Below are 23,758 nucleotides of genomic sequence, written 5' to 3' on the forward strand. Positions count from 1 at the left end.
CGTCGAGCCCCGTATAGGCGGGCAACGCCGTCGGGCAAAGAACAAGGCGCGCTATTCCTTGGCCATTTCGATCTCTGCATCGGGCCAAGCGGTCGACCTCTATTCGGAGATTGCTGCTCTCGTGGAGGTTAAGGAACTCCAAATCTCCATCGGCTGACCTTCAAATCGCGCCGAGACGCCAACCGAGTTTTCCGCTACGTGAACAAATGCAACGTTCCGGTGCCGGGACGCTTTCATCTTTGCCTCGATCGTATAGTTTCAGCCATGTCGCAGAATTTTTCAGACCGCTTCGGCTTCAAGCCGGCCGAACCGGAGATCACCATCCGGGAAGACGCGCCGGATGACCTGCGCTTTGCCATCGCGCAGATCGCCGTCAACGCAGGAATGGGGCCGAGCGATATTCGAGATGTGGTCTGCACCGTTCTATTTGTGGCGCCCGACCGCAACAACTGGTCCGAATACCCGAACATCTGGGATGAGGTTCGGGGGCTGCTCGAAGATTGCGAATGGTTCAAGGTCTATGACACTGGTCCATCGAACGCAGCAGGTTCGCTGAGCGCTCGCCAAATCCTATTCGCATCAGCGGGAACAGCGAGAAAGGGTATCGATTCGACTCCTGGTCGAGACACAACCGCCGACCTAAACGATCCCTTGGGCAATGTAACGCGCCCGTCCCGCCACTGCCTGTAAGGGGAACGCCACGTTCCGTCCTGTCATCGCGGACGAGCGAAGTCGTTGCATGGAGTCGGCAGTGCGTGGAACACTGATATACGCTCTGCCATCCGGTTGAGGTATTGCACGCACGCCACAGGCCCGGCTCATTGCATTTGCGCAATCCATTGCAACACGCCGAGCGCAGTCCGAAAGGTATGTTCGTTGCGACAGTAGATCAGCGGCGGGCGCCCATCGAGCTTGCCGTCCACCGTTTGCCTGACGACACGCGCGGCACCATCTCCAAAGAGTTTCTTGGCCTCGTCCTCCAGCTTTGATCGCCACTCAGCGGCGACGCGTTCCAAACGTCGCGTCTGCGCAAACCTGGTCAAGGCCTCTTCAGCCAGCCCGAGGTCGGCATAGTTTCTCTCAGCCAGGTCGAGCGGAAGGACCCCACTATGATCGGCGAGCGGCGTACGAAAGAAGTCGGCGCGATCCTGGTCATCCAAGGCGTGTTCCCCGAGCCTGATCAGCGATTGCCGGCGACCATCCACTTCTTCCGCCGCACGTTTTGCCTTAGCCTTCGCCTCGTTCGCGGCTCTCAAGGATATCGCCTTCTTCACGGCGCGTTCAGCAGGTAGTCCGTGCAGATTGTTCGGCGATGCGCTGCTTCGCAGGTCCAAGACTTCGAGGAGCCTTTCCAGGTCGCTATCGATCGTGATGTCGGTTTCGATTGTCTCCTTGCGCGGCCTTCCGCTTTCCGTTTCGGTCATCTGCCACCAGGAATCGACCGTCATCAATGCGCGATCTTCGTCTGGAATTAGGTCCAGGATGCGGGACACAAGGTTCGAGATGCTATTCTGTCGCTCGTTTTTCCTCTGCTCGGTTACTTCCCAATCGCGCCACCGTTCAACCAGGCCGGTCTTCAGCGCGAAAGAGAGGTGCTGTTGGTCCGCCAGGCCTGCCGTGGTCAAAGCCTGGAGATATCGATGCACGGCCTCCCAGGGTGTGAGGAACTCACGGTCAAGCTTGCGCATCGCATCAGCAAGGTCTTTTGTCAGCTGGACGAAGTCGCTGTGGACGTACCCCTCTTCGAGAAGGCGGGAGACGATATGGTCTGTAGCGAGGAAGCGATGATGATAGAGCCTTGGCCGCAGAATTGTCGCGAGGACAATCGATCGCCAGGTCTCGGACCGGACCGTGAAGCAACCACTCCCTCCGATCCGGATTCCGAGATGTTCGCGCAATCCCAGAGCACGCAGCGCGGCGAGGTCCTTGATTCGCAGCTTTTGCTCGTTGGCGTGCTGGCGAACTCGGCCATAAGCCTCGATCTTGCGCCTCGCAGTTGATGCCAGCCGCTTGGCGGCGGCATCGACGTCTAGTCGTTCGCGCAGCCGCATGTCCTCGAGCGCACTCTCGATCTTCGCGTTGAACAGCCAGACGCGTGGCGCGGTCGAGACGACGGCCATCCGCACATCGTCGCGTGGCGTGTTGCGGGGCACGCAGGACATATCGATCTCGACGGCGGCCGTTCCCAGTCGCTTCAGGCGGGCAATCTTCTCCTCTCCGCAAGGGTGGGTCACGGCGATCTCGACAAAGAGATCCAGATCGTCAACCTGGAGACGGAGGTCTGGTATCAACTCGACATGGTCGCGGAATTCGAGCGTTACATGTGCGAAAACGATTTCGCGCGCTTCGCCGATCAGCCGTTCATAGCTGCCGTGTGCAGCGAACTCGCGCGGAACGGTGAGCCGCAACTCATCCCGGATGATTTCCTTGCAAAGGATATGCAACGCAGTTTCCGGACCGCCTCCGCATGCAGGCCCATGATGGGCGAAGTGCGCCGCCTTCAGGTCGTCCTTGAGGTTCGCGACCAGCACCCCCTTGCAGTGCGGGCAGATCAAGCCGCAGGCAAGGCCCCGACGCGCCTCTGAGATGTGGAAAAGCTTTTCCTTTTCAGAATCCCAGCCGTAAACGAGGCGCGCACTGTCATCGCCGTACTGGCGGCGGATTTCCGGGTCGTCATGGCCCTGATGAATCGACATTACCGGATAGTACCCGCCATCATGTAATGGCTGCTAGCTCGAAACAGGCAGCCACACGGTAGGCCGTCAGCCGAAAGCAGATAGCGGCGAAAATGGAGAATGGATGCGCAAAGTCCCGCAATGGGAATTTGATTTTTACGCCTTGTCGCTCCCGCGCGGCCACGACTTCGGTGCCGAACCGCCGGTCGCGGCCTGGGGCGGTTCGGACGGTCGCAGCTGCGGTATCGTCACACACGACGCTACCGCCGACGCGTTCAATACCATTCTCATGCGACGGCGGGTGGACTTGGTCTGGACCGTCACTCGACAGCAAAGCGGCTTCGCAAATATCGACGCCGCGCGTGACGCTTTGGAGCCCTTTCTCGTTGAAGGTCAGCCGCCTGACCCAATGCCGGCCGGAGCCATCCGCCGTCCGCCGCTATTCGATCTGGCCGGACGGCAGCCAAGCGATGTGTTTCGATTGCTTGCCACAACGGCGCGTCGGCCTGCCGGGTGGGCGTTGAACCAGCTTTATCTCGCCATGCCAAAGCCTGACCGCAACTGGGCTAGTGACTGCCAGACTACCAATTTTCACACGCGCCTATGGGAAGCGCACCTTCTCGCGTCATTTCGCGAGCAAGGCCTGCTTGTCGAACAGCCGTTTGAATCCCCGGATTTCCATATTGCGAATCGCCTTGGCAACGAGGCCTGGGTCGAGGCCGTCACCGCTAATCCACAGGTGCCATACAATCACGTCAACGCGCCCTTCGCGGATGTGCCCACTGAACGCGAAGAGATATTCTTCGGCACGGCCGCACTACGATTCGCCAAAACGATCGGAAATAAGCTTGAACGACGATACGATCAGCTTCCCCATGTCATTGGAAAACCGTTCATGCTGGCAGTCGCAGATTTTCATGCATCCGGTTCAATGATATAGAGCCGCGAAGGCTTGATTGGCTATCTGCAAGGATCGGGCGCAACTGTGGCCGAGGTAGACGGTCGGCAACAAGCTGTGCCAATGCCGGCTGAGTACCTGCTCGGGCCGACACAATTCCCGGCGGGCCTGTTCGCCAACGATCGCCACGCCGAACTGTCGGCTGTCATCTTCTCCAATGCCTGCTCGATCTCGAAGCTCAATCGAGTCGCGATCTCGGGTGGCGGCGCGCCTGAGGGTTATCGCTACACCAGGCTGGGACATTTCTTTGACCGTACGCCCGGCGCCCTGCGGGGCATACCGTTCTGCCTCGACATCACCGGCGATGAGTATCGAGGGCTCTGGCCGCACGGCTATGAGCCGTGGACGGCCGAGATCGAAGTTTTTCATAACCCCTTCGCGCGCCATCCAGTATCCTTCGATTTACTACCTGAAGCGCAGCACTGGTTCGAGGAGAACGGTGAATGGTTATGCAGATCGGTCTATGAGACGTCGATCTTATGGTCGCAAACTCTAATCACGGACGCGAATAAGCCGGCACCAGCGCTGCAAGATCATCTAATAGCCGAGGATCGTGTCCATTTCGAAGCCGACTAGACACCGAGTGACGACATCGATTTGCCATCAGTATGTTTTTTGCTCCCCGCGAAAACCTGAGGTTTCATGGGTAAGTTCCTCCTGCCGCTTAGCGAATACAACCGGATCTATCAGGTGACCCATGGCGTTCTTCAGGGCGTACCAGACGCGACCGCCGGGAGAGCATGTCTCTTCTTTGCGGCCGTTGGCGGCTATGTTCTTAACCAGTGCTATAAAATCAGAGCGCAGGTTGTTGGGGGGTGCATTCTGCCTTTGCGTGGGTGACGGTGGAGGCGAGGTTGCCACCTTCGGATAATTGGAGGATGGGCAGTTAGTGTCCGGGCACGATGCATTCCACATGTGGCTCCAGACCGACACTCATATTATCGACTTCATGGCTCCAATCTATCGAGAGGCATTTGCTGATTACCCGAAATCAGCGGACCTGCCGCGCAAGATGATGCAACGGCGCCTGGATGAAGAAGCCCCCAACCTCGATGCCTTGGCGCACACCGGCGACTTTCGTTATTATCCGGATCCGGCTCTGACGGACAAATTGCTCGACGGTTTTCTCGCCAAGCGGTTCAACGAGGATCTGATCAAAGTTGCGATGGCCTGGTACGGGAAACGGCGCGCGAAACAGATGCCGACCTTTGCGATGCAAGACGAGAGAGGCCTTGTTACCCGGCTGTCACTTGCCGCGACGGTCGCCACCAGCTCTTGGTAATCGGCGCTGTGTCGGATCGGTGCATTGACCGTTATGTTGGCGTGCGCGCCTGATCCCCCCGCTTGTCCACTGTCCCGGGGCTGCGGACAAGGCTCGAGGACCGCCGTTGCGAACATGTACCGCTAACATGCGCAACGGCCAGCGGCTGCTGCGCGACTGCGGCAGCTAGTCCTCGATCTCGAAGTCGGCGGTTCGATGATTAGAGGAAAGCTCGGGCACTATGTCGCCAGCAAGCAACTTCTCCTTCGACAGCAATCCGGCCTCTTCGAGCGCCGCAAAATCGGGCAGCTCGCGTAGTGTGTCGAGGCCGAACTCCAGCAGGAATTCTTTCGTCGTGACGTAGGTGTAGGGCGCGCCTGGCGTCGGGCTGCGCGGGCCTGAAGCGATCAGCTTGGCGCCGCGCAGATGGCCGATCAGATCGCGGGAAATTTCTTTCCCAAAAAACGACGACGGTTCTCCGCGTATGATCGGCTGGAAATACGCGATGCACATCAGCACCAACACCTCGGACTGCGTCAGCTCGGCCGTCTTCTCGCCTCCGCCGACCGCCTCACGGATGGCGTCGGCATAGGCCGGGCGGGTCAGGTGTTTCCAGCCGCCGGCGACGGCCACCAGATCGTAAGGGCGGCCACGCAGTTCCTCGCGAATATCATCGATCAAAAGGTCAACGCTGCAGTTTTTCCCGACGATCCGCGCCAGCGTCTCGCGGCCGACCGGCTCGCTGGCGGCGAAGATCGTTGCCTCGACCCGATGCATCCATTCGTGCCAACGCGCCTCCGGCGGCAGATGATCCAATTCGCGATCGAACAGCGCATCTTCTGCCGCCCTACCCCGTCCTTTGCGAGTCGCCTCCGCCATAGGTCGTCACAGCCCGTAGATGCGGAAGGACGGTCGGCCGGACAACTCGCGCACGGCACCGAGTTCGACCAGCCGGTCGAACAGGCGGCGCAGGCCGCGGTCGCTCATACCGGCGATCTTTTCGGACGCGACGATCGCATCGTCGGACAACAGTCTTTCGACAACGAGAGCCGACGCCCGAGCACGCAACTTAGGTGCCACCGCCTGTAGTCGCTCCGATCGGCGCCCGAGTTCGGCAGACAGATCAATCGCGCGCAACGCGGCACGGGCCTGCGCGGCGAGCAGGTTCTTCGCCCACAGGCCTTCATCCTCGATATTCGTGGCTCCAATGCCGGTTCCCGATCGACGCGGACGGCTGGCACCGAGGCCCGCAATCCCGTCCGTTCCCAGCAGCGGCACAGCGTGGGTCCAGCCCAGGCGCTGCGCGACCAGAGCGTCGGCCAACCAGGTGCCGACGGCGCGCCCAAAACCACAACCCTCGGCAACAATGAAGGCGCCCTTCAACATCCCCACCATCGCGCCTGCGGAGACTCGGCGCGATTCGCCCGCCAGATCTGCGACCGCCTCATCGTCGGGGGCGTGACCAAATTCCTCCAGCACCGCGCCGAGGTTTTTTCCCGTCAGCAGTTCCTCCGCGGGCCGGGCTGCCAGCCGACGCCAGGCGAGCAGCAAAAGGCCGGCGGGACCGACCGACAAAAAATCGCCCGGGCGTGAGAGCAGCACGGCGTCGCGCAGCTGGCTATCGTCCTCGACGCGCCCCGCCTGTCGTGCGGTCACCGCGCCCGCCGCAAGTGCGAGGCGCTGCCGCCAGGCACCAGCCCATTTTTCCTGCCGGCGGACCACCGCATCGAGCGCGCCGATGGCGGCGCCGGCAGCGAGCGCGACGTCCTCCACATCTTTCCCCGCAAGGCTTTGCGCATCGGGGATGGCCCGGCGCAGCCAGCTTGGCACGAGGACCGCTGGCGTGGCGGTTGTCGCTCCAGGAAGCGGGCTAGGGTGGCGCGGAGAGGATTTGGCGCGCAGAATCATCCCTGAGAGCATGAATCAGCGCGGCGCTTATCGCAACGTTTTTTCGATAAAACCGCCGCGCTTGTCGTGGACAAATAACGAACGATAATGTTGCATTATCGTTCGTTTTGCGGATAAGCCACGAAATGCCTCAGCCGCTCTTATTTTTCACCGGAAATGAGATCCATGTCGCGGCACGAAAGCTGCCGACTGTCGCCATCACGCCGGCAAATTATCTTGCCTGGCCCTCGGGGTTATCGGCTGCCAGCAGCCTTAGACCCGACCAAGATGGAACGATCACAGCATTCTCCACCTCAAGACAGCGTATAGCGCATTTTTGCCCTTTTCGCAACCGTTCGCCCTTTCCCCTGTCGTAAGCACACGAGTTGTCCGGATTAGGTAGCACGCGAGTTGTCCGGTTTGATTTCCAGCGAACGGAGGCTGGGGATGAGACGGGCAGCATGGCTACAGGACCGGAGAATGCAGAAGTTTCGGGACGTTTTGAGCCGCTGGAATGGCGGCGACCTTTCGATGATGGAGGCTGGCGAGTTGCTGGGCATGTCGGAGCGGCAATTCCGGCGTTACCGTGACCGATATGAAGAGGCTGGGGACGCAGGGTTGCTCGACCGGCGTTTGGGCAAGCTTTCGACGCGTCGGGTGCCGGCGGAGGCGATCGAGGAGATGCTGGAGCTTTATCGTCATCGTTAGCTTGGCTGGAACGTGAAGCATTTCCACGAGCACCTGCTGCGCGATCACGATTTCAGCTGGGGCTACACCTTCATCAAGACGCAGCTTCACGCGGCGGGCCTAGTGGAACGGGCCAAGCGGCGCGGCGCTCACCGGCGCAAGCGGGAAAGGAAGCCGTGCGAGGGGATGATGCTGCACCAGGACGGCAGCCGTCATCAGTGGCTGGCGGGTGGGCCGATGCTTGATCTGATCGTGACGATGGACGATGCGACGAGCACGATCTATTCGGCCTTCCTGATCGAGGAGGAAGGCACGGCGTCGAGCTTCCAGGGACTTCTGGAGACGTTCGTCGCCAAGGGATTGCCGTCAAGCCTCTACAGCGATCGTGGCAGCCACTATTTCGTGACGCTCAAGGCCGGCGGGGCTGTCGACAAGATCCGCCTGACCCAGGTCGGCCGGGCGCTTGGGCGGCTGGGCATCGAACATATTCCAGCCTATTCGCCTGAAGCACGGGGGCGCTCGGAGCGAATGTTCTCCACCTTGCAGGATCGGCTGCCCAGAGAGCTGGCGCTGGCTGGAATTGCCGATATCGAGACCGCCAACCACTTCATCGCACAGACCTACCTGCCGGCTCACAATGCCCGATTCGCCAGGCCGCCCGCGGTCCAAGACAGCGCCTTTGTCGCCGCCGACCCGCAACAACTGGCCCAGATCCTGTGCATCGAAGAGGAGCGCGTCGTTGCCCGCGATAACACGATCGCCTTCGCGCGCCTGCGATTGCAGCTGCCCAAAAGTCAGATCCGGCATCACTTTGTCAAAGCCACGGTCAAGATCAGGCAGTATCCGGATGGGACGCTGGCAATCTTCCACGGGCCGCGCCGCATTGCACGATACATGCCCGATGGCGCAGCAATCGAAGACACTTGCCCAATCAGGCAAGCCGCGTGAACCGCTTCGACGCAAAACTGAAGCGGACAAGTGACGTGCTACCAAAACCGGACAACTTGATTAGCTACCGACACCGTTCGCCCTTTCCCCGTTCGCCCTTTCATTGTTCGCTGCGGTCACTCCCCTCGCCCGCGACGACGATGGTGCACGCGCCTATCTCCCAACAATGCTTTCAACCTTGCGAGGGCAAGCCTGCAGCCGGCCGGTAGAAAATTACACGCACCGACGGGACAAGCTGATTGAGGGGATCGAAATCCCGGATGTTGCCAGTCAGAACCGTGGCTCCCAGCAGACCGGCCTGGTGAAAGATCAGCGCATCGTTGAGGAAGCGGCGTTCGTGTCCCTCGCCTTTCGGCAGATGGCTGAGCCGGAACAGCAGACCGGCAAGCATGCCAGCCCGTCCCCAGGCGGTGGCGTCGGGAGCATGCAGCCGGTGCGCTGGAAGATCCTCGATCGTGTCCGCTACCACTTTCAGGACCGACTTCGTCGTGGCGTGGGCCGGATCGAGACGGCCGAACACATGGCTGAGCTCGGCAAGGCATACGGCCGAGTGGTGGCAAAGCCGATAGGTGAGAAGGTCATCGACCGCTTCGGGCGTGCGCCCCTGCAGGACATCCAGATAGACGCTGGCGTCCAATAGCAGCGCGCCGCCGACAGGCGGCTCTTCGCCTGCCCAGGACAGCGCGGAATCCGGCCGCCGTTCCAGCCCCGCGGTGCGCCGCTGCGGTTTGAGAGAACGCAACGCGCTCCCGAGATCAAACGCCAAGATCAATGTCCGCCGGGATACTGCCCTTGCGGCCGACGAGCCGGATGCCAAAATCATCCTCGAGGGCCAGCCGCGACAGGGCGAGCTCCAGCAGTTCGGTGTCGGAAGTCACATGAGCGCGCTTCTTTGCCGCCTCGATCAATTCCGACGGCACCCTGCCGGAAAGGCGTGTGTTCTTGGCCGCGCCAAGAAGGCCGACCGCCCTCGCCTGCTCAAGCACCAGACGGTTGCGGGTGTGGGCAATCCGCTCCTCGCTTTCGGCTGCCGTCGCGCCACGTATGCTCATCCTGGATTCTCCTGTTGAACGAAACATAGAGGATGTTGAACGCATATGCAATGAACGGCAAGGAAGGGCAAGGCGTGGAAGCGATCGCCGCATCGTCCATAAGTACAGTGCTCGCCCGGCGCCGCGAGAAGCGCGCCCCGCTCTTTGTCGTGCGTGGCGGGAAGCAAAACTCGGGGCTATTCGTCAAGCGCCTCGCGGTGGACAATTCGGCGCGTTGGTCGCACGTTGTGTTCTCAGAATCGCACCACTGCGACATTCCAATGAACGAGAGCGCCGATGGGTAGTGCCGGTAATTTCATGACGCCCGTCGACGCGATCGACACCGACGGCCTGCCTGACATTGTCGACGTCGTCATGGAAATGGGCCGCCCGGATGAGGCCCCCTCCCCTCCCCCGCAGGTCGTTGATTCGCGACAAGCATCACTGCCTGCGCATCTCGAAAAGCTGGCCGACCGTGCGCGCGATTATGTCGAGGCGGCAAGTTCGGCAAACACCCGTCGCGCCTATGCCGCCGACTGGAAGCATTTTTGCGCCTGGTGCCGGCGCCAGTCGTTTGATCCGCTGCCGCCAGATCCACAAGTTGTCGGCCTCTATATCACGGCCCAGGCCTCCGGATCGGCAAGGGACAAAAAGTCTGTGTCGACCATTGAACGCCGCCTGTCGTCCCTGACCTGGAACTATACGCAACGCGGTCAACCGCTCGACCGGAAGGACCGGCATATCGCAACCGTGCTGGCCGGCATCCGCAACAAGCACGCCTCCTCTCCCCGTCAGAAGGAAGCCATCCTGCGCGACGATCTTGTCGCCATGCTGGAAACGCTCGACCGCGGCACGCTGCGCGGTCTGCGCGACCGCGCCATGCTGCTTTTGGGCTTCGCCGGCGGTTTGCGCCGTTCTGAAATCGTCGGTCTCGACTGCGGCCGTGACGAGACCGAGGATGGCCGCGGCTGGATAGAGATTCTCGACAAAGGGATTTTGGTGACCTTGCGCGGAAAGACCGGCTGGCGCGAGGTCGAGATCGGCCGCGGCTCGGCCGACAGCACGTGCCCGGTTGTCGCGGTGCAGATCTGGCTCAAATTAGCGCGTATTGGCCATGGCCCGCTGTTCCGGCGCGTTACCGGGCAAGGCAAGGCTGTCGGCGCCGAGAGATTAAACGACCAGGAGGTGGCACGGCTGGTCAAACGCACAGCCTTGGCCGCCGGCGTGCGCGGCGATCTTTCCGAGGGCGAGCGCGGCCAAAAGTTTTCTGGCCATTCGCTACGCGCAGGCCTCGCGTCCTCCGCCGAGGTCGACGAGCGCTATGTGCAAAAACAGCTTGGCCACGCCTCGGCGGAGATGACGCGCAAATACCAGCGCCGCCGCGACCGTTTTCGGGTCAACCTCACCAAGGCAAGCGGGCTTTGATCGCATGCCCTCACCTCTGCCCCTTTGACAGAGTTGTGCCCACGAGAACCTCAGCCGTCGGGCGCGATCAGCTTTATAGACGGGAAATAGGTGCGGTAGCGGCCGACGTCGCGGGTCAACAGCGGCAGACCACCCACGGCGGCATGGGCGCCAATGAAGAAATCAGGCAGCACGCCGGTGCGCGCTCCGCCAGATTTGCGGTATTGCGTAAAGATCTTGCCCGCCAGAAACAGGGCGTCGCGCGGGATCGGGGCGAGTTCCAGGGCTGCCTGCTTGATGAAGGCATCCAGTTCCTCGATGCGGTTATAGCGAACCGCAAGCTCTGCGTAGACAACATCGTTGATCAGCAGCGGGCCAGCGATGCTCGCGGCCTCCAGCTTGGCAAGCGACCAGTCGGCCCATTTCGGATCATCGGTGACAAGGTCCAGCAGAATGTTGGTGTCGACGAGCGTCACGCTTCGCCACGCGTCAGCGCCATGATTGCGTCGGTATCAAGTCCCTTGCCGGCATGGCCACGCAATTTGGCGAACCGGCTCGCCGGTCGTTTCTTGTCGGCGCGCGCGAGTACCACGCTGCCATCGGCGGCGCGCACGAATTCGACTTGGCTGCCTGGAACGATACCGAGAAGGTCGCGGACCGGTTTGGGGATCGTCACTTGTCCCTTGGCTGTGACTGTCGTGGTCATGCTTGCATCAATCGTAATACCATATTGACTAAAGGTATTACCACACACGCCGATTTGCAATCCTGGCTGCGAAATTGCCAGATCCGGCTACTAAACGGTCCTGCTCAAAGTCGCGCGTATGCCCGGTCCGCTGAGCGACCGGGGGTTGCCCGCCTGTTCAAGCGCACCGCTCTGGCCGCCCGCTCGCAGAGCGATCTCTCGGAGGGTGATCGAGAAAAAAGAGTTGCAGCCCATTGACTGCGACCGGGCCTGACGCGTCGGTTGAGGTCAAAGAGCGTTACGTGCAGAAGCAGCTTGGTCGCACGATTGCCGAGATGACCTCAAAATTCGAACGCCGCCGCGACCGTTCCGAGTGCCCTCTGCAAGCGCCCGGTACTGCTCTACCCTCCTCCAATTTCATTAGCCACACAGCGTCGAGAGATAAGGAGGCCGTCCTGCGCGACGATCTAATCGCCATGCGGAGACAGTCGACCGTGGCACGCTACGTGGCCTGCGCGACCGACCTATGCTGCTTTTGTGCTTCGCCGGCGGCTTGCGACGCTCCGAAATCGTCGGCCTCGATCTTGCTCGCGACCAAACCCAGGGTGGCCGCGGCTCGACCGATTTCTTCCCGGACAAGGGGGCTGGTTACCCTGCGCGGCAAAACCGGCTCGCGCTAGGTCGAGATTGGCTGCGGTGCGTCGGACGCCGCCTGCCGTGTCATCGCCCTGCAGACTTGGCTCAGCCTGGCCGCCATCGCCCACGGCCCCTGTTCCGCCGGGACACCGGAAAAGACAAAGCGGTGGGAGCCGAGCGGCTTAACGATCGGGAAATCGCAAGTCAAAGCCCTGCCGGCCGGGGTGCGCGGCGACATTGCGGAGGGCGAGCGGGAGATGAAATTCTGCGGGCACTCGCTTTAGGCGCTAGCCTCGCCTCCTCGACTGAGGTTGGCAACGATAACGTTGCTCAAGCCGTCAAAGGTCGTGACCGAGAAGCGAACCTGGTCCGGACCGTCAGGCGCTATTCGTAGGAATCCTTTCTGAGAGAAGTTCTCCCGGCCTTCGGGACCCCGCCGAGGAGTGTCGGCGTGGTTCATCAGATGCTCCATGGGCCAGGCCTCGAGATAACCACAGCCCCCCGCGCTCCGATGCCAGCTTGGAGCATATGGCATAAGACGCCGATCGACGAACGCGGCTTTCGTTGAAACGACGGTGAGCGGATGCAATCGCAATGATACGAATCGTGCCTCTTTCCCCTCATTGAGACCGCTTCTGGAACGGACGCATGGAGTCGGCGATACATTCGGATGACGGGGCTGATGGCGGCGGCGGCGATCTCTTGGCCGGCCTGCGCGATTTCCAGCTTGGTGGCCCTCCGGCCCCCGCTCTGTAAAGCAGAACTCATCAATCTATGTCTGGCTTAGGAACTCACCCCGGCGGTACAGCGCTTCGATCTTCAACATGGGCCTTTCCTCATCCGAAATTAGGTCGGCCAGTTCGGCAGTTGCGAGGGGTGACGACCAGGCCAAGTTAGCCTCCCGCTGAAATTCGGCCCTCAGGTCGACCCATCACCGTTCCTATCTTGCACAGAGGGCCTAACCCCAACCACGGAACCGGAAGGGTGCCCTGGCCTTTAAACTTGACAGCCGTGCAAATCGGATAATTGTGCCGTTATTTCAACGGCGTAGACGTACGAATGTCATGTCAAGCTTGCGCTGCCTTATAGGCTTATGACGACTGTTCCCAACTGCTCGGGAGATGCAATTTTAGATTACGCTTTCGAGGCGAGGACGCCCGTTAACCTCCTGTTAACTAAAAACTTCTTGCTGGATTGCCCGAATCGGGCATTAATCACGCTTGCAGTGACAATCATGTCAGAAAAGCGTTATTCTGGAAGTTGCCGAATATGAATTTGATGCCCGACCACGGCTTGGAGTTCGATTTCGACGAGGAGATTCTCGAACAGGGAGAGCTTATCTCGGACAAATTGAACATGCTGCGGCTTGAGCAGTATCCCCCAAATGCGATGAAGGGACTACGGCAATTTTCGTCGGTCGAGGTCGCGGACTTTCTCGGCGTCACCCAGAACCATATCAAAAAGCTGCATCTCGAAGGCAAGGGCCCCGCACCTGAGGTTTCCAGTTCGGGTCGTCGTTCATACACCGCTCGGCAGATGCTCGAGTTGCGTCAATACCTCGACAAGCACGGTCGTTCGGACTTCAAGCGCTACGTTCCTCACCGCCGTCAAGGTGACACGCTGCAAGTCATCTCCGTCGTCAATTTCAAGGGTGGCTCCGGCAAGACAACAACAGCTGCCCATCTAGCTCAATACCTCGCTCTGACAGGGCACCGCGTTCTCGCAATTGACCTTGATCCGCAGGCTTCCCTGTCAGCTCTGCATGGCATTCAACCTGAACTCGACAAGAATCCCTCGCTTTATGAAGCGCTCCGATACGACGAGCACAGGAAATCAATCAAGGAGATTATTCGGCCGACCAATTTCCCGGGTTTGGACATCGTACCTGCCAATCTTGAACTGCAGGAATATGAGTACGACACTCCACTAGCCGCTTCTAACAAGAATTCACCAGAAGGGCGCTTGTTCTTCACGCGCATTTCTGCGGCGCTTAAGGAAGTTGACGATCGCTATGATGTGATTGTCATAGATTGCCCACCGCAGCTCGGTTACCTAACGCTCACATCTCTGACAGCTTCGACGTCGGTGATTATTACCGTGCACCCGCAGATGCTCGATGTGATGTCGATGTCTCAGTTTTTGCTCATGCTCGGCGGGATCCTGCAGTCCATCAAGGGGGCTGGGGCAGCCGTGAAGCTGAAGTGGTTCCGTTATCTCGTGACTCGATATGAGCCGACTGATGGTCCCCAGGCCCAGATGGTTGGTTTCCTGCAAGCTCTTTTCAACAAGCGCATGCTCAAGAACCAAATGGTGAAGACCACGGCCATCTCAGACGCTGGCATCACGAAACAGACACTTTACGAGGTCGAGAAAAGCCAATTCACGCGATCAACATATGAGCGGGCGGTTGAAAGTCTGAACGCGGTCAATTCCGAGATTACATCACTTATTCATAAGGCATGGGGGCGGAAGTGACCATTTTGACAGCCGTGCAGAACGACAGTTTTGGGAGCAATTTCAAAAAGATGAGAGCGGTTCTGAGAGGACAGAATGGCTAGAAAGGACCTTCTGGCAAGCGTAACCGCGTCACTTACACGGGAACAGCCAGTGCATTCTGCGTCTCAGGCTAGGTCTGACTACGCCAAGCGTGGCGCGTCGCGTTCGATGATGCAGTCACTGGACGAACTGGCCGAGAATTCAGTGCGGATGCTCGATGGCGAAACCGTGGTGGCGATTGATCCCAAGGATCTCGATGGTTCGTTCATTGCTGATCGTATAGGGGAGGACGACGCAGAATACCTACAGCTCAGACAAGCCATTCGTACATCTGGCCAGTCGACACCGATCCTTGTGCGACCGCACCCCCATGATACAGGCCGCTACATGATTGTATTTGGCCATCGACGGGCAAAGGTCGCCCGCGATCTCGGCATTGATGTCCGAGCGGTCGTGAAGCGCTTGGCTGACATTGAGCATGTCATCGCACAGGGCCAAGAAAATACTGCTCGAGCCGACCTGTCGTTTATCGAGAAGTCGTTGTTCGCTCGGAAGTTGATTGAGGGCGGCATGACGAAGGATACTGTCAAATCAGCTCTTACGGTCGATGACACGCTGCTGTCTCGTATGCTGTCGGTTGCTGAGACAGTTCCCGAAGCGGTGCTGAGTGTCGTTGGGGCCGCAAAGGGTGTTGGCAGGGATCGTTGGGAAGAACTCAAAAAACTAGTCCAGATTCCAGCCAATGCTACCAAAGCGATCGAGTACGTTCGAACCGAGCAGTTTGCAGCAGGTCAGGTGAAGGATGAAGTCTTCAACCTGCTCCTCAGTCATCTGAAATCATCCAAGACACCCAAGAAGCCAAAGGTTGCCATCGCGCCCAAAGCCTGGGCTCCTGCCGACAAATCACTGAGCGTTGCGATTAGAGGGACACCAAAGAAAGCTTCGATAATAGTCGAGGCAGCTTACGGTCTCCATTTTGCTGAGTTCATAGCAGGCCAACTGGACGGTCTTTATGAGGCCTACAGGAAGCAGGAAAAGGAAATTAAGAGAGACTAAAACCGCAAAAGAAAAAGGCCCCCGACGGCGAACCGTGGAAGCCCTTCTCGATCTTTAGCAAGCCGAGAATCTCATTTCCGCGAATCAGTGTCAAGCGTTTTAAGCGTCGATTCGGCGGACGGATTTCTTTTGCCTGATTAAAGGCGAAGGAAAAAATGGAGACGGGTATTGCAACGACGCCCTTTGGGCGGCGGCCTATGTCGCTTGCCATGCTGGCAGCGCAAAACGAATCACGTGAAATCCCCAAGGGCAGGGCTGTCGACAAATGGCAGATCTATCGCAACCTCTGCGAGGGCAAGAGCATTGTCGGCATCGGCGATCGTGCTCTGGCCGTTCTGAATGCGTTGCTGTCATTTTTCCCGGACAGTGAGTTGAGCGAGGAGAACGGGCTTATCGTCTTTCCCTCGAACGCCCAGCTGTCGCTCAGGGCGCACGGAATGCCCGAGCCCACAGTCAGGCGGCACCTGGCGGCTCTTGTTGAATGCGGGCTGATCATCCGTCGGGATAGCCCGAACGGCAAGCGTTATGCGAGGAAGGGGAGGGGAGGGGAGATAGAGGAAGCATTCGGCTTCTCCCTGGCACCCCTGCTGGCCCGCGCTTACGAGTTCGAGGCCGCGGCCGAGCGTGTTCGTGCCGACAACCGGGCGCTCAGGCTAATGCGCGAGCGGATCACCTTGCACCGCCGTGACATCCACAAGCTGATAGAGGCGGCCCTTGACGAAGATGTCCCCGGCGACTGGGGAGGCCTGTGGAAGCGTTTCCGCGGCGTTGTGGAGGCAATTCCGCGCCGAGCTTGCATTGCCGAGCTCGAGCCCATCGTTGCCGATCTGGCCGCCTTGCGTGATAATGTGGATAAGCTGCTGGAAAGTCATATGAAATACACGAATCCGAGCGGCAATGACTCTCAAAACGAGCGGCAGCAATCTGATTCAAACACCGACTCTATTTTTGAATTTGAACCTGCTTTCGAGAAAGGCGGGGCGAAGGCCGAGCTCAGGACGAGGACCGCAGAGGCGCCGAAAACATACCCGCTGGGGATGGTGCTGAAGGCCTGCCCCGAAATTGCGGATTATGCCGTCGACGGGATCGGCAATTGGCGCGATCTCATGATAACCGCCGCCCAGGTGCGGGGATATCTGGGCGTTTCGCCGTCAGCGTATGAGGAGGCTTGCCATGTGATGGGCCAGGAGATCGCGGCGATCGTGATTGCCTGCATCCTGCAAAGGGCGCAGCACATTAACTCGGCCGGCGGCTATTTGCGGGTACTGACCGAAAAGGCGACGGCAGGGCAGTTCTCGGTCGGGCCGATGCTGATGGCGGCGCTCAAGGCGAACGGGGCGACGGCGAGGATGACGGGATGACGATCGTCAATCCCGCAGCTTGTCGCGCGCCCAGCTCAAGTGCGAAAACGGCCTTGTCGATCGTCGGTTTCGCTGACCGGCAAGCGTGTGGGCGGCTTTTTGCGCAGTCTGACCGACAAGGAACAAGGGCAGGGCAGTTTTCCGTGAATCCTGTTCCCAATCATACGATGATCGGCGCCACCCGTCTCAGCAGCCGTCGGCACTGCTTCCGCCTGTCGCACAACGAGCTTGGCCTTCTTGGTAATGGCAAGCAGCCCTGTCACAGCTTCGTTTCCCCAGGTTAGCGTCCGATACTTATGAAAGCCCGAAAGGCCCGTATATTCCGGAAGAAAGGAGTTCCGCCCATGACGACCACCGTCACCGCCGCCGCCGTGTCGAAAAACTTCGACGCCTATCAGGATGCCGCGGTTCGCGTCCCGGTCATCATCACCAAGAACGGCCGGCCGCGCACCGTGTTGCTGGCTTACGTGGATTTTGCCCGACTGTCGAAGCGCGACCGGCGGGTCGAGCTGACCGCGGAATTCAGCGCCGACGAAATCGCCGCGGTCGAAGCCGCCGAAATGGAGCCGGGCCTTGACCATCTCAACGGCGAGCTTCCTCCGGCAAAGGTCGGACAGCAAAAAATGCTGCCGGCTGAAATCAAGGTCGGTCACGTCTTCCGCTATTCGTCTCTCTGGCATGGCAACACCGCGAGGGGCGCGAAGAAGCCGACAAGGACCCGCCATGCCTGGTGCTAGCGCGGGTCGCCAGACAGGGGACGGCTCGCCGATTGTCCGGGGCCTGCCGATCACCCATACGCCGCCGCTTGATCCCGCTGAGGCCATCGAGATCCCGGCCGCAGTCAAACCGCGCTTGCGGCTGGACCGTGAGCGGTCTGGAGACGGAGAGCGGCTATTACGGGCCGCTGCCGCCGGCGCTGTTAACCACGGGCAAGCGCCGGTTTGTCGCCATCGCGACAAGCCGATCGCATAGGAGCAGGCCGCGCTCGGCGTAACGGCTAGTTCTGCGACATGCTGGGCAGGGACGGTCTTGCATCATGGCGTCTTCCAGGCGCGTTTCTGCGGCCTTGGCGGCTGTGTCCTGATTCAATTAAAGTCATAGGCTAAGAATTCGGCGCTGGTTTTACCTTGCGACTTCGCGGCGGAGGCGGGGGGCGGCGTTGATAAGGTGCTGGTGCTGATGTGCGTCGCCTACTTCCAGCCAATCACCCGCGCCGACTGTCTTCTTTCTTCGGAAAGGAGATCAGGCCTCGACCTGCCGGCCACCCTCGCGGTATGCTTGCTCTTGCCCAACGCGTATTTCCGGGTTTTGATCGACGAGAGAGAGCATCTCCTCTAGAAAGATCAAAACGAAAGGCTACGGTTTATCGTTCGTTGTTAACTGTCGACGGGCACGGCGGCTTTCGGCCATTTTCATTGCCAGAAGCGCCGCGATGATTCATGCTGTCGACGATGATTCTGCGCCAGAAACTGCTTCGCCATGGACCTGTGGTCGTCACCTGTGGAGCCCCGGCTGCGCTGGCCACTCCCGTGCCGATCTGGCTGCGCGCAGCTGCGGCCGGTCCGGACTCGATTGAAGACGCTGCATTTGCCGCGGCCGCGGCGCTGACCGCCCTCGATGCGGTGGTGCGCCGGAAGGAGAGGTGGGCCGGCGCCTGGCGGCAGCGCCTGGCACTCGCGGCAGCGGCGGCAACCGCCAAACGCGCCGGCCGGGTCGAGGACGAGGCGGCGTTGCGCGACGCGCTGCTACTCACCCGTCCCGGCGACGACGTTGGACCCGCCGGCGGTATGCTGCTTGCCTGGCGAACGCTGGCATCGCGTCCGGTCGCGACGTTGGTCAGCGAGGCGGTATTGGTCGATGTCGCCGCGGATCTGGGGAGCGCGCTTGACGTGGGGGCGGCCGGCCAAATCGGTGACGAAATTCAGGCGATCGCTGGCGCGGTCGGTAATGCAGTCGCTGGCGCGGTCGACGCGATGGCCGTGCTCGAGCGTCATCACAGTCGCGCCACGCGTGAGCTTGGACCGTGGCTTGCGGACGCTGTTCTGGCCGACCGGCTAGGGTGGACGCATGCGGTGCCCCTGTTCGGCTTGCACCCGGTGGCGGGCGGTCGTCGGTCACCCCATGCCGAACGGGAATCCGGGCAGGCGTCCCGGCAACGCATTTGGGCGGCTTATGCGCAGGCGGCGCTGCAGGCGATGGATCTTGCGGCCGAGCTCGGCCGCCGCGCCGACCGCCTGCTGGCTGTCGCCCCAAAGCTGCGGGCGAAAGGGGCGGACACTGTCGTCGAGAAGCTGCTGTCCGACGACGCGATCGTCGCATCCTCAAAGATCGCCGGCATGAGCGACCGCGGCCTGCGCCGCCTGTTCGACCGGCTGATCGAACTTGGCGCCGTGCGCGAGCTGTCCGGTCGTCCGACCTTCCGCATCTACGGGCTGTGAGACCATGGAGCAGGCGAGGGGGAAAAGGGCGAAGGAGCGATCAGATGGTCACCTGATCGACCGCGAATTGGATCACCTGCCGCCAGAAGTACGTTGGCGCGAATGGATGAACCGCGTCGAAGCAACCATCTTCGCCGCCAGCGAACCGGTCAGCCGCGAGGTGCTTACCCGCATCGTCGGCAAGACCTGCAGCATCGACCTTTTAATCGACGACATCCGCGAGGAGCTGCGGGGCCGGCCCTACGATCTGGTCGCGGTCGCCAGCGGCTGGAAGCACCTGACGCGGCCGGCCTATGCCGACGCCATCCGTACGGCCGTCGGCTCTAGCGAACGCGCCGTCGACCTCACGCAATCCGAAGTGCTGGTCTTGATGTGCATCGCGTTCTTCCAGCCGATCACGCGGGCCGAACTGTCGTCCTTCTTCGGCAAGGAGATTAGCCGCGACCTGATCGGCAATTTGCGCTCCTTCGGCCTGATCGCCTCCGGCCCGCGGAGCCCGACGCCAGGCGCCCCCTATACCTATGTGACGACGAAACAGTTCCTGCTGGAATTCGGGCTTGAAACCTTGCGCGATATTCCCGACTTCGAGGCTCTCCAGGATGCGGGGCTGCTGTCGAAGGAAAAGCTTCTGGCGGGCGACATCATGCCGGGGTTTTCCGCCCCCGGCGAGAGTGATGCCGACGCCGACGAATAGAGCGCCTGTGCCTGGCCGGACGCCCGCTATCGTCACCGCAACTTCTCGAGCGATATGACGGCAAGATCGATTTTCCCCACGAGGTCCCTCAACGGCGCACAATCCGGATAGTGTTGCATCAGCATGGACTGTGCGAGGCGGAGGTCCTCGATGTGTTGTTCGCCAGCTTTTGACGTTCCTCCGGCGGAATTCTCTCCGTAGTCGAGGTCGAAAAACAACGCATCGGGCATGGCCGCCCGATCGTGTTCGCATTGAACCCAGTCATCAAGCTCTCTTCGGACTGCATCGACGCGCTTGTAGACGCCTGCGCTCGCTCGCATGTCAGTCAGCACACCATTCAGCAGAGTGCCTATCCTGGCATGCGCGTCCACAGGCATCGCCGCCTTCGGACGCTGGCGCCGCTTGCCGCTGAGCGGCAGCCGGTACTCGACAGTGGTATTGGGACCGCGTGGCGGGGTAGCTTTTCGTTGGACGTTTCTCGCGAGCTTCGCCTCGGCTTTAGCCTTCTCTCCCGGAGTCACAAAAGGAGCGTGACCGTCGATGGCGACCCGGTCACAATTCGCGGGCACGATCCGTGAAGGGCCTTTGGAAAGCGCCTTGAGAAGCCCATCAAGCGATATCCCTTCGACGCATCGGCATACAGGTAAAGGACACAGCCCTCCGGATAGTACATCCCCGCCCATTCCGGCCTTGCGAGCGACGAGTTGTGTCGCCGCGCCCAGGCGTCACGATCTTTCGACGCAACACTCCCTGCGTAAGGTTCGTCGGCCCCAACGTGATGTTTTGCGACGGGATCGTACCAGGCACTTCCATGATCACGTCCAGGCAGGCGAGCCGAATATTCCGCTCCGGGTTCGACGTGCGCCTTGGATGGCTGCAGGCCCGTGATCTCCATGAACTGAAGTACCCTCGCAGCTCCGCAAGCGATGTCCAGAGCCGCGCGCGCCGAGTCTGGTAGATACGCATCCTGCGCAGCAGGTCGCGCTCGGGCTTGGCCCGGCCTTTGGAGCGGCCGAGACCGCGCGCATGGAAGCGATGCGCAAGATGCTCGTACCGTCCACGGCGCTGGCCGCGAAGCTCAATGCGATCCAGCCGTTGGCAATCGACCATGCCAAGCTCGCCTGGATCGGCCAGGGTGGGCAGCCGCTCAAGGTCGATCCGTTGTTGGCGAGCACCGTCAGCGGGGCGCAGCGGACGTTCGAAGAGGCAATGCGACCATTCGGCGGCATCGGATCGACGGTCAAGCAGTTCGAAGAGCAGCGTGCCGTCCAGAAATCGCTGCTCGCCTCGCTTGCCGGGCCGTTCGGTGACATCGCCAAGACCTCGCAATAGGCGAGCACGCTCGGCCGGTTCGACACCCCCGATATCACCAAACTGCTCGGCGGGGGCCTTGGCACGGCTGTCGGCGACATACGCGACGCGATCGCCAAGAACTTCGTCGGTTCGGCTGTGATCGATCAGGCCACGATGAGCGCAATGCTCGGGCTGACCGCCCGGTTCGAAGCCGATTTCGCGGCGCCCCAGCTCAAGATGTCGGCGCTCGCCGGTATTGGCGAAGTCTTCGACCGGCGCAGCCATTTCCAGATCCACGCCTATCATTCGCTCTTCGGCGAGTGGCGTACGAGCGTCGATCTTCCAGAAAATTTCCGGCGCGACGGGCGTGTGCGCAAGCGCATGTATCGCGAGGCCGAAGTCGATGAAGGGTTGGTTGTCGCCCAGCCCGGCATGGCGCTCGAGATCATGATCGAGAGCGGACTGACCGTCGGACTTCGCTCGGAAGCCAATGCCGTGGCGGTCGTGACGCTTGGCGAAGTATCGATGACTGTGCAGTCGCGCGGCACCAGCAAGGATGCCTATGCGTTGGTCGGGCGGTTCGAGCAGGAACTTCGCGCCTATGTCGAGCGCAAGCTCGAAGAGCGCTTCGGTCCGGACTGGTTCAAGCTGCGCGCGTCGAACCTGATCGGCAAGGCGAAGGAGATTCGCAAGGTGGCGATGGCGCGCGGTGAAGCGTTTGCACCACTAGTCAATTTTACCGAACTGGGTGAGCTGTCAGGTCGAGAAGACTGAATTCGACCATGACATCCAGAAGTTGATCGCAGTCCGGCGTCCGACGATGCACATGCGCCGGATCGAGGGCGTGCGCCTCGTCGAAGTAATCTGCGTGATGCAGCGGCTGTCCGAGCAGATGGCGGACGATGGCGCGTGGAGGCTCGCGGCCGAGTCCGATCGCTAGGCAAGCCACGCGGAAACCCCGCCCCCGCGTTTGGCGGGCAGGAGTCGCGATGGCGCTCCCAATTGTACGACCGGTTCCGAGGTGGGCGATTTGTCACCCGAACGACGACAACTGAGGCGCATTTCAGAAAGACAGGCAGCCTTTGGGCCGGAAGCAGTAAGCTGTCCGCCGATACGTCGCGAGACCTGCCATCTCGCGGACCTAGTGCCATTTTGCATATCATGTGACCGCACGCGTACAATCAGGAGCGAGATCAGTTTTTCACTGTGGTGATCGACCAAACAAATTCGATGCATATCCGCACTAGAAAATGTAAACGCTCCAAGGGACGATCTTAACCCGAAGGATGCGGTTATGCCGAACTTGACCACTGAACACGCGGCTGAGATTGATACCCTTCGATCTCAGTCATCCAATACCCTGCGGCCGGTTTCCCTGGGACTTGAGCAAATACTTCACAAGGCATTCCCTGTGCTCGACCACGGTGTGATCCGCGTGGTCGACTACATGGGCGACGACGCCGCCATCGTGCAGGCGGCGCGAGTGTCTTATGGACGGGGAACCAAGCGAGTTCAGGAAGACGCAGGCCTCATCAACTACCTTCTGCGGCATTGGCATACGACGCCGTTCGAGATGGCCGAGATCAAGTTCCATGTGAAGCTCCCGATCTTCGTCGCGCGGCAGTGGATCCGGCACCGCACTGCCAGTGTGAACGAGTACTCGGCACGGTACTCGGTGCTCGACAACGAGTTCTATGTTCCAGAACCGGAACACCTCGCCGCGCAGTCGACATCGAACAGGCAGGGGCGCGGAGCGGTACTGGAGGGCGACGAAGCAGCCGAGGTGCTCGCTTTACTGCGCCGAGATGCCGAGCAGGCTTACAGCGACTACTCAGTTATGCTGAACGACCCGTCGAGTCCGGATCATCGGGAGGACCGCTCGGGACTGGCGCGCGAACTCGCCCGCATGAACCTGTCGCTGAACTTCTATACCCAGTGGTATTGGAAGACCGACCTCCACAACCTCATGAATTTTCTGCGTCTCCGCGCCGATGCACATGCCCAGTACGAGATCCGGGCCTATGCCGATATTATGCTGGACATGATGGCAGCCTGGGTTCCACTGGCGCATGCGGCATTCCTTGAGTACCGCATGGGTTCCGTTCAGCTGTCGGCGTCAGCAGTGAAAGCAGTTCGTAGAATGATTGCTGGAGAGACGGTTACGCAGGCTGATAGCGGCCTGACGGCACGCGAGTGGCAGGAAGTGGTTCAGGCTCTTGGCCTTCCGAGCGTATAGTCTAGCATCGAG

The 23,758-nt window shown here is 60.5% G+C and carries 25 protein-coding genes and 3 pseudogenes; 20 read left to right on the top strand and 8 right to left on the bottom strand.

Annotated elements, in window-relative coordinates; genetic code table 11:
* The first annotated feature begins 264 nt into the window (after positions 1-264).
* Positions 265-690, top strand: coding sequence for an AbiJ-NTD4 domain-containing protein (locus A3AU_RS0115585; protein WP_027053670.1), 426 nt, complete (start codon positions 265-267; stop codon positions 688-690).
* 128 nt (positions 691-818) lie between these two features.
* Here A3AU_RS0115585 and A3AU_RS0115590 read toward each other — a convergent pair whose 3' ends face one another.
* Positions 819-2,696, bottom strand: a complete 1,878-nt coding sequence (locus A3AU_RS0115590) for a competence protein CoiA family protein (RefSeq protein WP_027053671.1) — start codon at positions 2,694-2,696, stop codon at positions 819-821.
* Between the two features lie 103 nt (positions 2,697-2,799).
* Here A3AU_RS0115590 and A3AU_RS1000000140130 point away from each other — a divergent pair, with 103 nt between their 5' ends.
* The 4 genes from A3AU_RS1000000140130 to A3AU_RS1000000140755 all read left to right on the top strand — a co-directional run bounded on the left by A3AU_RS1000000140130 (position 2,800) and on the right by A3AU_RS1000000140755 (position 4,915).
* Positions 2,800-3,615, top strand: coding sequence for a hypothetical protein (locus tag A3AU_RS1000000140130; protein ID WP_209444651.1), 816 nt, complete (start codon positions 2,800-2,802; stop codon positions 3,613-3,615).
* 12 nt (positions 3,616-3,627) lie between these two features.
* Positions 3,628-4,209 carry a hypothetical protein gene (locus tag A3AU_RS1000000140135; protein WP_209444652.1) on the top strand — a complete coding sequence of 194 codons (582 nt, stop codon included), beginning with the start codon at positions 3,628-3,630 and terminating at the stop codon, positions 4,207-4,209.
* Positions 4,210-4,275: 66 nt separating this feature from the next.
* The gene (locus A3AU_RS1000000140960; protein ID WP_032917433.1) at positions 4,276-4,473 is read left to right on the top strand and encodes a DUF2026 family protein; all 198 of its coding nucleotides are present in this window, start codon (positions 4,276-4,278) and stop codon (positions 4,471-4,473) included.
* A 31-nt stretch (positions 4,474-4,504) separates the two neighbouring features.
* Entirely contained in the window at positions 4,505-4,915 is a 411-nt protein-coding gene (locus A3AU_RS1000000140755; RefSeq protein ID WP_272481090.1) for a DUF2026 family protein, read from the top strand.
* A 165-nt stretch (positions 4,916-5,080) separates the two neighbouring features.
* Here the strand turns inward: A3AU_RS1000000140755 and scpB (A3AU_RS0115605) are convergent, their stop codons facing one another.
* On the bottom strand, positions 5,081-5,773 hold the full coding sequence (gene scpB / locus A3AU_RS0115605) for an SMC-Scp complex subunit ScpB (RefSeq protein WP_027053673.1): 693 nt from the start codon (positions 5,771-5,773) through the stop codon (positions 5,081-5,083).
* A gap of 6 nt (positions 5,774-5,779) precedes the next feature.
* The gene (locus tag A3AU_RS0115610) at positions 5,780-6,802 is read right to left on the bottom strand and encodes a DUF1403 family protein (RefSeq protein WP_027053674.1); all 1,023 of its coding nucleotides are present in this window, start codon (positions 6,800-6,802) and stop codon (positions 5,780-5,782) included.
* 459 nt (positions 6,803-7,261) lie between these two features.
* Here A3AU_RS0115610 and A3AU_RS1000000137285 point away from each other — a divergent pair, with 459 nt between their 5' ends.
* Positions 7,262-7,489, top strand: coding sequence for a helix-turn-helix domain-containing protein (locus tag A3AU_RS1000000137285; protein ID WP_161633514.1), 228 nt, complete (start codon positions 7,262-7,264; stop codon positions 7,487-7,489).
* A 12-nt stretch (positions 7,490-7,501) separates the two neighbouring features.
* Positions 7,502-8,416 (top strand): ISNCY family transposase, encoded by a 915-nt coding sequence (locus tag A3AU_RS1000000136890; protein WP_051355374.1) that lies wholly within the window; start codon positions 7,502-7,504, stop codon positions 8,414-8,416.
* 172 nt (positions 8,417-8,588) lie between these two features.
* Here A3AU_RS1000000136890 and A3AU_RS0115620 read toward each other — a convergent pair whose 3' ends face one another.
* Positions 8,589-9,182, bottom strand: coding sequence for a type II toxin-antitoxin system VapC family toxin (locus A3AU_RS0115620; protein ID WP_027053675.1), 594 nt, complete (start codon positions 9,180-9,182; stop codon positions 8,589-8,591).
* Positions 9,172-9,468 carry a hypothetical protein gene (locus tag A3AU_RS0115625; RefSeq protein ID WP_027053676.1) on the bottom strand — a complete coding sequence of 99 codons (297 nt, stop codon included), beginning with the start codon at positions 9,466-9,468 and terminating at the stop codon, positions 9,172-9,174. The genes A3AU_RS0115620 and A3AU_RS0115625 overlap by 11 nt, the downstream gene beginning before the upstream one ends.
* Before the next feature lie 50 nt (positions 9,469-9,518).
* Here A3AU_RS0115625 and A3AU_RS0115630 point away from each other — a divergent pair, with 50 nt between their 5' ends.
* Both A3AU_RS0115630 and A3AU_RS0115635 read left to right on the top strand, forming a co-directional pair.
* Positions 9,519-9,752, top strand: a complete 234-nt coding sequence (locus tag A3AU_RS0115630; protein ID WP_154674603.1) for a hypothetical protein — start codon at positions 9,519-9,521, stop codon at positions 9,750-9,752.
* 13 nt (positions 9,753-9,765) lie between these two features.
* Positions 9,766-10,872: a site-specific integrase gene (locus A3AU_RS0115635; RefSeq protein ID WP_027053678.1), complete on the top strand. Its 1,107-nt coding sequence runs from the start codon at positions 9,766-9,768 to the stop codon at positions 10,870-10,872.
* Positions 10,873-10,922: 50 nt separating this feature from the next.
* On the opposite strand, the gene A3AU_RS0115640 is transcribed toward A3AU_RS0115635, so the two are convergent.
* A complete protein-coding gene (locus tag A3AU_RS0115640) occupies positions 10,923-11,327 on the bottom strand; it encodes a type II toxin-antitoxin system VapC family toxin (RefSeq protein WP_027053679.1) in 405 nt (134 codons plus the stop codon).
* Positions 11,324-11,557, bottom strand: a complete 234-nt coding sequence (locus tag A3AU_RS0115645; RefSeq protein WP_027053680.1) for an AbrB/MazE/SpoVT family DNA-binding domain-containing protein — start codon at positions 11,555-11,557, stop codon at positions 11,324-11,326. Before A3AU_RS0115645 ends, A3AU_RS0115640 begins: the two co-directional genes overlap by 4 nt.
* A 416-nt stretch (positions 11,558-11,973) precedes the next feature.
* Here A3AU_RS0115645 and A3AU_RS1000000140370 point away from each other — a divergent pair.
* The 8 genes and pseudogenes from A3AU_RS1000000140370 to scpB (A3AU_RS0115700) all read left to right on the top strand — a co-directional run.
* Positions 11,974-12,485, top strand: a pseudogene (locus A3AU_RS1000000140370) (site-specific integrase); the annotation flags it as partial.
* A gap of 956 nt (positions 12,486-13,441) precedes the next feature.
* On the top strand, positions 13,442-14,647 hold the full coding sequence (gene repA / locus A3AU_RS0115670; RefSeq protein WP_027053683.1) for a plasmid partitioning protein RepA: 1,206 nt from the start codon (positions 13,442-13,444) through the stop codon (positions 14,645-14,647).
* A 75-nt stretch (positions 14,648-14,722) separates the two neighbouring features.
* Positions 14,723-15,724, top strand: a complete 1,002-nt coding sequence (repB, locus tag A3AU_RS0115675) for a plasmid partitioning protein RepB (RefSeq protein ID WP_027053684.1) — start codon at positions 14,723-14,725, stop codon at positions 15,722-15,724.
* A 155-nt stretch (positions 15,725-15,879) separates the two neighbouring features.
* Positions 15,880-17,085, top strand: a complete 1,206-nt coding sequence (repC, locus tag A3AU_RS0115680; RefSeq protein ID WP_027053685.1) for a plasmid replication protein RepC — start codon at positions 15,880-15,882, stop codon at positions 17,083-17,085.
* Positions 17,086-17,429: 344 nt separating this feature from the next.
* Positions 17,430-17,681 (top strand): annotated as a pseudogene (locus A3AU_RS1000000140375) (type II toxin-antitoxin system Phd/YefM family antitoxin); the annotation flags it as partial.
* 27 nt (positions 17,682-17,708) lie between these two features.
* A pseudogene (locus A3AU_RS1000000140380) lies at positions 17,709-18,079 on the top strand (plasmid maintenance toxin (PemK-like)).
* A gap of 445 nt (positions 18,080-18,524) precedes the next feature.
* Entirely contained in the window at positions 18,525-19,523 is a 999-nt protein-coding gene (locus A3AU_RS0115695) for a DUF1403 family protein (protein ID WP_245235499.1), read from the top strand.
* Between the two features lie 4 nt (positions 19,524-19,527).
* On the top strand, positions 19,528-20,217 hold the full coding sequence (gene scpB, locus A3AU_RS0115700; RefSeq protein WP_027053687.1) for an SMC-Scp complex subunit ScpB: 690 nt from the start codon (positions 19,528-19,530) through the stop codon (positions 20,215-20,217).
* 32 nt (positions 20,218-20,249) lie between these two features.
* Here the strand turns inward: scpB (A3AU_RS0115700) and A3AU_RS1000000140385 are convergent, their stop codons facing one another.
* Positions 20,250-20,900, bottom strand: coding sequence for a DUF5623 domain-containing protein (locus A3AU_RS1000000140385; protein WP_245235500.1), 651 nt, complete (start codon positions 20,898-20,900; stop codon positions 20,250-20,252).
* 343 nt (positions 20,901-21,243) lie between these two features.
* On the opposite strand from A3AU_RS1000000140385, the gene A3AU_RS0115710 reads away from it, so the two are divergent.
* The 3 genes from A3AU_RS0115710 (at position 21,244) to thyX (ending at position 23,746) form a co-directional block, all read left to right on the top strand.
* Positions 21,244-21,549, top strand: coding sequence for a hypothetical protein (locus A3AU_RS0115710; RefSeq protein ID WP_027053689.1), 306 nt, complete (start codon positions 21,244-21,246; stop codon positions 21,547-21,549).
* A gap of 135 nt (positions 21,550-21,684) precedes the next feature.
* Positions 21,685-22,284, top strand: a complete 600-nt coding sequence (locus tag A3AU_RS0115715) for a hypothetical protein (RefSeq protein ID WP_154674604.1) — start codon at positions 21,685-21,687, stop codon at positions 22,282-22,284.
* A 520-nt stretch (positions 22,285-22,804) separates the two neighbouring features.
* Positions 22,805-23,746 (top strand): FAD-dependent thymidylate synthase, encoded by a 942-nt coding sequence (gene thyX, locus A3AU_RS0115725; RefSeq protein ID WP_027053692.1) that lies wholly within the window; start codon positions 22,805-22,807, stop codon positions 23,744-23,746.
* The last annotated feature ends 12 nt before the right edge of the window (positions 23,747-23,758 follow it).

The organism is Mesorhizobium erdmanii USDA 3471, assembly GCF_000472705.1.
Classification (GTDB): Bacteria; Pseudomonadota; Alphaproteobacteria; order Rhizobiales; family Rhizobiaceae; genus Mesorhizobium; species Mesorhizobium erdmanii.

Coding starts and splice junctions, on each gene's coding strand:
- repB (WP_027053684.1), top strand. CDS start 14,723: ATGGCTAGAAAGGACCTTCTGGCAAGCGTAACCGCGTCACTTACACGG.
- repC (WP_027053685.1), top strand. CDS start 15,880: ATGGAGACGGGTATTGCAACGACGCCCTTTGGGCGGCGGCCTATGTCG.
- A3AU_RS1000000137285 (WP_161633514.1), top strand. CDS start 7,262: ATGCAGAAGTTTCGGGACGTTTTGAGCCGCTGGAATGGCGGCGACCTT.
- A3AU_RS0115645 (WP_027053680.1), bottom strand. CDS start 11,557: ATGACCACGACAGTCACAGCCAAGGGACAAGTGACGATCCCCAAACCG.
- A3AU_RS0115625 (WP_027053676.1), bottom strand. CDS start 9,468: ATGAGCATACGTGGCGCGACGGCAGCCGAAAGCGAGGAGCGGATTGCC.
- A3AU_RS0115610 (WP_027053674.1), bottom strand. CDS start 6,802: ATGATTCTGCGCGCCAAATCCTCTCCGCGCCACCCTAGCCCGCTTCCT.
- A3AU_RS0115585 (WP_027053670.1), top strand. CDS start 265: ATGTCGCAGAATTTTTCAGACCGCTTCGGCTTCAAGCCGGCCGAACCG.
- A3AU_RS0115695 (WP_245235499.1), top strand. CDS start 18,525: ATGCTGTCGACGATGATTCTGCGCCAGAAACTGCTTCGCCATGGACCT.
- A3AU_RS1000000140385 (WP_245235500.1), bottom strand. CDS start 20,900: ATGGGCGGGGATGTACTATCCGGAGGGCTGTGTCCTTTACCTGTATGC.
- A3AU_RS0115715 (WP_154674604.1), top strand. CDS start 21,685: ATGAGCGCAATGCTCGGGCTGACCGCCCGGTTCGAAGCCGATTTCGCG.
- thyX (WP_027053692.1), top strand. CDS start 22,805: ATGCCGAACTTGACCACTGAACACGCGGCTGAGATTGATACCCTTCGA.
- A3AU_RS0115630 (WP_154674603.1), top strand. CDS start 9,519: ATGAACGGCAAGGAAGGGCAAGGCGTGGAAGCGATCGCCGCATCGTCC.
- A3AU_RS0115590 (WP_027053671.1), bottom strand. CDS start 2,696: ATGTCGATTCATCAGGGCCATGACGACCCGGAAATCCGCCGCCAGTAC.
- scpB (WP_027053673.1), bottom strand. CDS start 5,773: ATGGCGGAGGCGACTCGCAAAGGACGGGGTAGGGCGGCAGAAGATGCG.
- A3AU_RS1000000140960 (WP_032917433.1), top strand. CDS start 4,276: ATGGGTAAGTTCCTCCTGCCGCTTAGCGAATACAACCGGATCTATCAG.
- repA (WP_027053683.1), top strand. CDS start 13,442: ATGAATTTGATGCCCGACCACGGCTTGGAGTTCGATTTCGACGAGGAG.
- A3AU_RS1000000140130 (WP_209444651.1), top strand. CDS start 2,800: ATGCGCAAAGTCCCGCAATGGGAATTTGATTTTTACGCCTTGTCGCTC.
- A3AU_RS0115710 (WP_027053689.1), top strand. CDS start 21,244: ATGGAAGCGATGCGCAAGATGCTCGTACCGTCCACGGCGCTGGCCGCG.
- A3AU_RS0115635 (WP_027053678.1), top strand. CDS start 9,766: ATGACGCCCGTCGACGCGATCGACACCGACGGCCTGCCTGACATTGTC.
- scpB (WP_027053687.1), top strand. CDS start 19,528: ATGGAGCAGGCGAGGGGGAAAAGGGCGAAGGAGCGATCAGATGGTCAC.